This is a genomic window from Ketobacter sp. (assembly GCF_003671495.1).
Classification (GTDB): Bacteria; Pseudomonadota; Gammaproteobacteria; order Pseudomonadales; family Ketobacteraceae; genus Ketobacter.
This window is the reverse complement of sequence record NZ_RCHN01000016.1, coordinates 81,668-90,518: the sequence shown is the minus strand read 5'-3', so window position 1 is coordinate 90,518 and position 8,851 is coordinate 81,668. Positions and strand designations below refer to the sequence as shown.

General features: G+C 55.8%; 8 protein-coding genes. 3 read left to right on the top strand and 5 right to left on the bottom strand.

Features of this window, described 5'->3' with window-relative positions; translation table 11 throughout:
* Positions 1-144: 144 nt before the first annotated feature.
* Complete coding sequence (gene tyrS / locus D9N14_RS08620; protein WP_290578965.1) at positions 145-1,350, bottom strand: tyrosine--tRNA ligase; 1,206 nt, start codon at positions 1,348-1,350, stop codon at positions 145-147.
* A gap of 265 nt (positions 1,351-1,615) precedes the next feature.
* Between tyrS and D9N14_RS08615 the strand changes: the two genes are divergently transcribed.
* A complete protein-coding gene (locus tag D9N14_RS08615; RefSeq protein ID WP_290578964.1) occupies positions 1,616-2,914 on the top strand; it encodes an OapA family protein in 1,299 nt (432 codons plus the stop codon).
* A complete protein-coding gene (locus D9N14_RS08610; RefSeq protein ID WP_290578963.1) occupies positions 2,915-4,024 on the top strand; it encodes an anhydro-N-acetylmuramic acid kinase in 1,110 nt (369 codons plus the stop codon).
* Positions 4,025-4,075: 51 nt separating this feature from the next.
* On the opposite strand, the gene erpA is transcribed toward D9N14_RS08610, so the two are convergent.
* The 4 genes from erpA to argC form a co-directional block, all read right to left on the bottom strand.
* Complete coding sequence (erpA, locus tag D9N14_RS08605; RefSeq protein WP_317622595.1) at positions 4,076-4,414, bottom strand: iron-sulfur cluster insertion protein ErpA; 339 nt, start codon at positions 4,412-4,414, stop codon at positions 4,076-4,078.
* Between the two features lie 146 nt (positions 4,415-4,560).
* Positions 4,561-4,983 carry a polymer-forming cytoskeletal protein gene (locus tag D9N14_RS08600; protein ID WP_290578961.1) on the bottom strand — a complete coding sequence of 141 codons (423 nt, stop codon included), beginning with the start codon at positions 4,981-4,983 and terminating at the stop codon, positions 4,561-4,563.
* 43 nt (positions 4,984-5,026) lie between these two features.
* Complete coding sequence (locus D9N14_RS08595; RefSeq protein WP_290578960.1) at positions 5,027-5,713, bottom strand: DUF6776 family protein; 687 nt, start codon at positions 5,711-5,713, stop codon at positions 5,027-5,029.
* 84 nt (positions 5,714-5,797) lie between these two features.
* Positions 5,798-6,844, bottom strand: coding sequence for an N-acetyl-gamma-glutamyl-phosphate reductase (argC, locus tag D9N14_RS08590; protein WP_290578959.1), 1,047 nt, complete (start codon positions 6,842-6,844; stop codon positions 5,798-5,800).
* A gap of 255 nt (positions 6,845-7,099) precedes the next feature.
* Between argC and D9N14_RS08585 the strand changes: the two genes are divergently transcribed.
* Positions 7,100-8,845 carry a chloride channel protein gene (locus tag D9N14_RS08585; RefSeq protein ID WP_290578958.1) on the top strand — a complete coding sequence of 582 codons (1,746 nt, stop codon included), beginning with the start codon at positions 7,100-7,102 and terminating at the stop codon, positions 8,843-8,845.
* The last annotated feature ends 6 nt before the right edge of the window (positions 8,846-8,851 follow it).

The window sequence follows — 8,851 nt, the reverse complement described above, 5'->3', positions numbered from 1 at the left end:
CCAGCTCAATGCCCCGTTTTGCGTCCTTCTCCGCTCCGGCTGCCTCATCTCTGAGCGCCTATCCCGTCGAAGTGGTGCGCATTATAGGCATCTCAATTACAACGTCAACGCTTTTTTTAACTATTTTATTCAACACCTTACAGGCTACTTGATCGTGACCCGCGCAAACTTCTTTTTGCCCGCCTGACAAACGTAAGGACCACCCGCACCCAGGCGGGCTTTAAGATCCTTAACCGGCTCTCCATCCACCCGCACAGCCCCTTGTTTCATCATGTCCCGAGCCTGGCCGGTGGTCTTGGTAAGCCCTGCCTGCTGGATCACATTGGGTACAGGAATACCATCAGCATCTTCCGCAACCAATTCGATCTCCGGCATCTCTTCAGGCACGTCACCCCATTTGAATTTGTTGCCAGCCCCTTTGTGCGCGCTTTGGGCAGCCTCTTCCCCGTGGAAACGGGCGACGACCTCTTCCGCCAGCCTGGCTTTGACATCCCGCGGATTGCAGCCCGCCTGGATTTCGGCCTTGAACGCTGCGATCTCTTCGTTACTGCGAAAGCTGAGCAGATCAAAATATCGCCACATCAGATCATCACTGATAGACATCAGCTTGCCGTACATTTCCGATGGCGCGTCAGTGACGCCGATATAGTTGCCCAAGGACTTGGACATTTTCTGTACACCGTCCAGACCTTCCAAAATGGGCATCATCAGCACCGTCTGAGGTTTCTGACCCTGCGACTTTTGCAGTTCGCGCCCCATCAGCAGATTGAATTTCTGGTCGGTGCCACCGAGCTCCACGTCAGCCTTCATCTCCACAGAGTCCCAGCCCTGGATGAGCGGATAGAGGAACTCATGAATGGCTATGGGCTGATTGGCTTTGAAGCGCTTGGAAAAGTCATCCCGCTCCAGCATGCGTGCCACGGTGTGCTGGGCTGCCAACTGGATCATCCCGGCGGCGCCCAGCTGCTCCATCCAGGTGGAGTTGAATACGACTTCGGTCTTGTCCGGGTCGAGTATCTTAAACACCTGATCTTTGTATGATTTGGCGTTTTCGAGGACATCTTCCCGTGTCAGGGGCTTGCGGGTCTGGTTCTTACCGGTGGGGTCGCCGATCATGCCGGTGAAATCCCCAATCAGAAACATGATGTGATGCCCCAGATCCTGAAACTGACGCAATTTATTGATCAGTACAGTGTGCCCTAGATGCAAGTCAGGGGCCGTGGGATCGAATCCGGCTTTTACCCGCAGCGGTCTGCCTTCCTTCAATTTCTCGATAAGCTCTTCTTCCAGCAGGATTTCTTCTGCGCCTCGCTTAATGAGGGCCAGGGCCTGTTCTACGGAATTCGACACGTTTTCCACCTTAACTGACTGATCTGATCATAAAAAAGGGGCGATATTGTAGCACGGAGCACAGAAAGCCCCAGTCGCAATAAATAGAAATTTGAACTGTGATGGACGACTCAATCCCCAAGTTAAACTTTCTGTAACATTCGCTTTCATCTATCCTTATAATGAATTACTTAGCAGTGTTAACCAGAATCTACTCGAATTAGGTATGACGAAGCATTCAATCCACGAGCAAAAGGCAAAACCATCCTACCCCAGGATACACCTGATGGCTGCAGCGGCCTGCTCGGCCGTAATGATTTTGGCGCTGACTTTATTGCCATCCCCCGATGCCACCGCCACTAAAACTGTCCGACTGAAAACCAACATTGCCCCACAGGAACCGCTGGTTGAGCTGGCAGAGGAGCTTGTTGAAGAACAATTGGCTGAAGCCCCAGCGGAGCCAATCGCAACCTACCAATGGCAAGACGAAAAGGTGCGCAACGGGGACACCCTGAGCCACATATTCAAACGTGTCGGCCTGAACTCCAAAGACGTCTATGACGTGATGTCCGGTGACGGCGATGTGGCTCTGCTGAAGAAAATCCATCCGGGACAGACCATGCGGTTCGCCATCGAGGAGCAACAGCTGGTGGCACTCGAGTACGTCATGTCCCGAACCGACAGCCTGCTGATCGAGCGCGAAGGTGATCACTATTCTGCAGATATGCAGATCAAGGAGCTGGTACCCTATACCTCTTATGCGGAAGGCACTATCGATTCCTCGCTGTTTTTGGCGGCACAAAAGGCTGGACTGTCAGAAGGCATGACCATGGAACTGGCCAATATTTTTGGCTGGGACGTGGATTTCGTACTGGATATTCGGCAGGGGGACTCCTTCCGGGTGATCTATCAAGAAATGCATCTTGATGGCGAGAAAGTGAAGGACGGAGAGATTCTGGCCGCGCAATTCACCAACCAGGGGGAAACCTTCACTGCCATTCGGTATGAATCTGCAGACCGGGGAGCGAGTTATTTCACTCCAGAGGGGGACAGCATGCGCAAGGCCTTCCTGCGCAGCCCCATCAGCTTCGCCCGCATCAGCTCACACTTTAACCTGAGCCGTAAGCATCCTGTCCTGCATACCATTCGCGCCCACAAGGGTACAGACTACGCTGCATCCCGGGGGACGCCCATTAAAGCCACCGGGGATGGGAAAGTGATTTTCGCGGGAGTCAAGGGCGGTTACGGGAAGGTGGTGATCCTGCAACATGGACAGAAGTATCGCACTCTATATGCCCATATGAACAACTACGCCAAAGGGGTGCGTTCCGGCGCCCGGGTGAGACAGGGGCAAACCATCGGTTACGTTGGCAGCACAGGCCTGGCTACCGGCCCTCACCTGCACTATGAGTTTTACGTAAATGGTGCCGTACGTAATCCCGTGACGGTAAAGTTGCCTCATGCAGAGCCGATCCCGAAACAGGATAAAGACGCGTTTTTGGCAATCGCCCAACAGATGGTTGGACAACTCTCCACCTATGCAGCGGCCATGGAGAGCGAAAAAGTCGCCAACCTGGGCCAATGAATGCGACCCGATGATCTTTATATTGGCTTGATCTCTGGAACCAGCGCTGACGGCATTGACGCAGCGCTGGTTTCGTTTGATGAGCCTGAGCCCAAGCTGCTGGCCCACCACCTCCACCCTATCCCGACCAATACCCGTGCGCGCCTGATCTCGCTTTTTACACCGGATCATCACCAAATTGATCTGATGGGGGAGCTGGATGTGGAGCTGGGGCGCTTGTTCGCCAGCGCCGTGGCCGAACTACTGGCCCTGAGCGACACCTCCGCCAATGCAATAACCGCCATCGGCAGCCATGGCCAAACCATCCGTCACCGCCCTGAGGGCAAACACCCTTTTACCCTGCAAGTGGGTGACCCCAATGTGATCGCCCAGCTTACCGGAATCGATGTGGTGGCGGATTTTCGCCGTCGCGATATGGCGTGCGGCGGTCAGGGTGCCCCACTTGCCCCTCTGTTTCACGCAGCGACCCTTGCCCATGACAGGGAAAACCGGGTGGTGTTGAATCTGGGGGGCATTGCCAACATCACCTGGTTACCGGCCCAAGGACAGCCGTTGGCTATGGATACCGGCCCGGCCAGCGGGCTGATGGACAGTTGGTGCCAGCTTCACCGGGGGGAAACCTTTGATGATGATGGGCAGTGGGCAGCGCAGGGTGCCGTGAATCAGCAGCTCCTGGCCGGTTGGCTGGCAGACCCTTATTTTGCGATGCCGGCCCCCAAAAGCACTGGCAAGGAATACTTTCATCTGGAATGGGCCCGCAGCCGAGCTGGAGCGCTATTTGACGCGGTGGACCCAGCCGATTTGCAGGCCACCCTGCTTGAGCTGACCGCCCGCACCGCAACCCAGGCGATCCAGGCCTTGCCGGTGGCAGCAGATCGAATCCTGGTGTGCGGTGGCGGCGTACATAATTCGCAGCTTATGGCGCGCCTGCAGGCTCTGAATCCCTGCCCGGTGGCGGACTCATCTACCGTGGGTATTGCCGCCGACTGGGTGGAGGCCATGTGTTTCGCCTGGCTGGGGAAATGCCATATTGAAGGCAGAAAATTGAACACCAGCCCTTTCACCGGAGCCCGGGACGCGGTATTGCTGGGTGGCCTTTACCGATCCTGATGGGCAAAGAGGATCTGAAAAGCTGGTTGGGCTTGTGACGGGGCTGTCTGACTAAATAGAGAAGGAAGACCCGCAACCGCAGGTGCTGGTGGCGTTGGGGTTCTTGACCACAAACTGCGCCCCCTGGAGGCCTTCCGTGTAATCCACCTCGGAGCCGGCCAGGTACTGGATGCTCATGGGATCAACCAATAAGGTAACCCCTTGATTTACCACTTGAGTGTCATCCTCTTTGGCATCTTCATCAAACTTGAACCCGTAGGAAAAACCAGCACACCCCCCTCCGGTGATGTACACCCGCAACTTGAGGTTGTCGTTACCTTCTTCCTCGATCAGGTTTTTTACTTTACGGGCTGCACTGTCCGTAAAACTCAGTTCTGGTGCGTCTGACACTGCTGGCACTCCTTCTTGACTACCCTTTAAATAGCCGACTCACTGGCTATATGGCCTTCTGACTGGCCTTCTTAACCGCCGACGGCGCCACCGGGCGCCGTCTGGGATTATCTTAAGTCCCACTAAAGTAGTCAACAATAGGCCGTTCAGGCGGGACTTTGCTTGGTTTCCATTTTGGCGTCCAGGCTAGGGGCCTTGTCCTCTTTCTTGGCCTTCTTATCGAAGGAAATGGGGACTTCTGACGACGCGGGCTTCTGCTGGCTGTGTACCAACGATCCATTAACCTCCGCACCCATAACCATCTCGATCAGATTGTAATGCACGTTGCCATTCACTACTGCCTTGGCAGCCAGCTCCACATGGGCAGAGGAATGAACATCACCATTCACCTTGCCATTGACCACCACATTGGGCACGTGGATCTCGCCTTCAATCTGACCGGCTTCACTCAGGCGCAGCAGCGCCTCACTGCCGTCCTCAGCACGTACGTTGCCCCTGATAGTGCCTTCAACCAACAACCCACCTTCGAACTTCACGTCACCGTTAATTACCGTGCCTTTCGCGATCATGGTGGTTTTTCCAGCATGACGATCAAAGTCTACTTTTTTTGTCTTATCCTTTCCCCACATCGCTTTTTACCTCTAGCACATTCCAATCAAACCGCTTTTCCAGTTTAGTCGCTTTACGACCTTTCGACTGGGCGATCACCTCAATTTGTTCCGGCACAAAGTCAGCCGGGACCAGTATCTCCCCATCCACGTTCTGGAAGTAACGGAATTTAAACGGTATTCCACTGCTTTCCATTTCTTTGGACAGGGTTTCAAAAGAAACACTTTCCTTGCTACCGTTGCGCATGCCCACCAGGTTCATGGTGACATTGCCGCTGATGTAGGAACTGTTGTCCGCCACCTGGGTCATCACCACCTTGTATTTGAAACGGCGTTTATTAACGGTGGATGACAATTCCAAACGTTCGATCCGCAGGCCTTTATCGTTTTTGCGGGGGGCCATGATGCTTTTATAGAAAGTGACCGCCTCTTCCAGTTCGGAAACCCGGTTCTGCAGGGAAATGTTTTCCTTACGAACCCGCTCCGAAGCCTGCCGCTCCAATTCACTGCCATGCTTGTGAATCGCGGACTGCTCCTGCGCCTGAGACAATTGTTTCTTCAGGTCGGCGGTCTCGGTGCGCAATTCAGCACGCTCATCCAGCACGTGGAGCTTTTCCCGGATACCCTGATAGTAACCGGCCAGGAAACACCCGGATGCCACCACCAGCAGTACCAGTATAGACAGCAACACGCTTTTCCAACGTGAACTCTGTCTCTGTGGCACCAAAATCAATTGCGGATCAGGGCTTCCCACCGGTTTGGCCACGGCAGATCCTCAGGGCATCAACGCCACCTGATTCAGCCCCGCTGACTCAGGCAGTCCGCACATGATGTTCATATTCTGGATGGCCTGTCCGGCAGCGCCTTTGACCAGATTGTCGATGACGGACAGTACCACGACGGTGTCCCCACCCTGAGGCACATGAACCGCAATACGGCATTGATTGGAGCCTTTCACGCTGCGGGTCTCCGGTGCCGAACCGGCCGGCATAACGTCAACAAAGGGCTCGTCCTTGAAACGGGACTCAAACAGCGCCTGCAGATCTGCAGCAGCCCCCTGCAAACGGCCATAAAGGGTGGCGTGAATACCCCGAATCATCGGTGTGAGATGAGGGATGAAGGTCAATCCCACTGGCGCGCCCATGACCTCGGCCAGCCCCTGACTGATCTCCGGCAGGTGACGATGACCGCTGACCCCGTACGCTTTGAAACTTTCGCTGGCTTCACACAACAACGAGCCTAATTTTGCCTCGCGCCCCGCACCACTGACACCGGATTTGGCGTCAGCGATAAGGTGCATGGGATCAATCAAGCCCCGCTCCAGCAAGGGTAGAAAACCCAGTTGTACCGCAGTGGGATAGCAACCCGGGTTGGCCACAATTTTGGCCTCGGCAATCTGGCTGCGATTCATCTCTGGCAAGCCATACACCGCCTGCTCCAACACGTCTTCACACGCGTGGGGCATACCGTACCACTGCTGCCAAAGTGATGGGTCCTTGAGGCGGAAATCCGCCGCCAGATCCACGACACGCACGCCCGCTTGCAGCAGGCCCGGTACCAGCTTCATGGCAACCCCATTGGGTGTGGCGAAAAACACCAGATCGCACTGGCTCAGGTTATCCAGATCCGGTTGGGAAAACTGGAGATCCAGGTGCCCGCGCAAATTTGGGTAAAGCGCGTGCACATCCTGCCCGGCTTCGGAGCGTGACGTCACGGCGGTCAACTCCACATTGGGATGCTGCACCAACAATCGCAGCAGTTCCACGCCCGTGTAGCCGGTGCCACCAACTATGCCGATTTTGAGTTTTGCGCCTTGATTCATAGGGATCCCGATTCGTTCTTGCTGACAGAATATGCAATCATAAAGCAGCTGGAACCGTATTAAAAATCATAAGCCGTTGTTTAGGCAAAATTTTTGCTTTAAAAACCGCGGTAGGCAAGCACCCTTTGTGACTGATAGGGCTCTGTGTGGCGCTCTAAGTATGACTCTGTATAGAATTCCGCCTGAGGTGCTGTGCCGGTGGTTCACCCTGTCCCGATGTATTAAGCGTAGCGTATTTGGCTGACCTGTCCTGTGATGAAATTTGATCTTGATCGCATTAGAGAACGATTATCCACCCTGGATGCGGTGCCCCTGTTGGCGGTACTGGGCATTCTGGCCGGGCTCAGCTCCGGCTTGATCATCATCCTGTTCCGGTTGCTGGTGGAGTCGGTGCTCTCCCTGTTCCTGCCGGAGCACTCGGAAAACTTTGAGGGACTGAATCCGATGTTGCAGGGCGCCCTCCCCCTGACCTGCGCCATTCTGTTGGGCGCGGCATTTCATTATCTTTCGAAAGACGAGCGCCGCACTGGCGTCACCTACGTGATTGAGCGCTTCAACCTGTATCAGGGTGCCATCAGCTGGCGCAGTCTGCTGGTGCAGTTTTTTGGGGCTGCCGCCACCCTGATCGGGGGGCTGTCCATGGGCCGCGAGGGCCCCGCTGTCCACCTGGGTGCGGCAGGCGGCAGCCTGCTGGGTCAATGGGCCCGCCTGCCCAATAACAGCGTTCGCATTCTGACCGGGTGCGGCTGCGCGGCGGCCATTTCCGCCTCATTCAACACCCCCATTGCCGGCGTCATTTTCGCGATGGAGGTGATCATGATGGAATACAGCATCAGCACCTTCATTCCCATTATTCTGGCATCGGTGGTGGGAGCCTCCCTGACCCGGGCCGTTTATGGACACGAGCCAGCGTTCAACATTCCCACGGTGCAAATGGGCACCCTGTTGGAGCTGCCCTTTGTGGTTATTTGCGGCGTGATCATTGGCTGCCTGGCGGCGGCACTTATCTACCTTTCATTACGGTTCTATCAACACACTCACCGCCTGGGTGTGGGCTGGCGCTTCTTTCTCGCCGGGTTGGTTACCGCAGCCTGCGGCTATCTGGCGCCGGAGATTCTGGGCGTGGGGTACGACTCCGTGAACGCGGCTTTGGTGGGCAGCCTTACGGTGACGGCCCTGCTGTTTATCATGAGCCTGAAATTGCTGGCCACCAGTGCCTGTGTGGGGGCGGGACTGCCGGGTGGCGTGATCGGCCCGGCCCTGTTCATCGGCGCCATGGCCGGTGGCTTGTTCGGGGAATTGGGGCAGGCGCTGCTACCGGAGGACGCCAACATCACGTTGTATGTGCTGCTGGGCATGGCCGGCATGATGGCCGCCACCCTGGAAGCCCCGCTGGCTGCATTAATGGCACTGCTGGAGCTCACCTTTGAGCCCAACATCATATTCCCCGGTATGCTGGTGGTGGTCATTTCCAGCCTGATCACCACGCAGGTGTTCCGCCAGCGGGGTATTTTCCAGGGGTTTCTGGAGGCGCAGGGTATCGCACTCAACGTCAGCCCACTGGCCCGGCACCTGCATCGCGTGGGTGTAGCGGCCGTGATGGACCGCAACATTCGCCGGGTGAACCAGCATCTTTCCCGGGAGGAGGCGGACGACATCCTCAAAAAGCAACCCAATTGGCTGTTGATCGAAAAGGAGGGTCTGCCCACCCACTTTATGCCGGCGGCAGAGCTTGCGATGCACCTGACCAACCTGGATCAGGCGAAACCCAAAGAGGGCGCAACTCCCACCGACGGGGCGAGCATCAATCTATTGGAAATCCCGGCCAAACGGGATAATGTGACCCCGGTATTGCTGAGTGCCACCTTGCACGAAGCTCTGCAGGCCATGAAGAAAGCCGACGTAAGCGCCGTCTATGTGCGCCGCATGTCCGCACCCAATATCTATCGGGTGTTCGGGGTGGTGCGCAAACAGGACATCGAACATTTTTATCAGATTTAGGGAACA

Coding starts and splice junctions, on each gene's coding strand:
- D9N14_RS08610 (WP_290578963.1), top strand. CDS start 2,915: ATGCGACCCGATGATCTTTATATTGGCTTGATCTCTGGAACCAGCGCT.
- D9N14_RS08585 (WP_290578958.1), top strand. CDS start 7,100: ATGAAATTTGATCTTGATCGCATTAGAGAACGATTATCCACCCTGGAT.
- D9N14_RS08615 (WP_290578964.1), top strand. CDS start 1,616: ATGGCTGCAGCGGCCTGCTCGGCCGTAATGATTTTGGCGCTGACTTTA.
- D9N14_RS08600 (WP_290578961.1), bottom strand. CDS start 4,983: ATGATCGCGAAAGGCACGGTAATTAACGGTGACGTGAAGTTCGAAGGT.
- argC (WP_290578959.1), bottom strand. CDS start 6,844: ATGAATCAAGGCGCAAAACTCAAAATCGGCATAGTTGGTGGCACCGGC.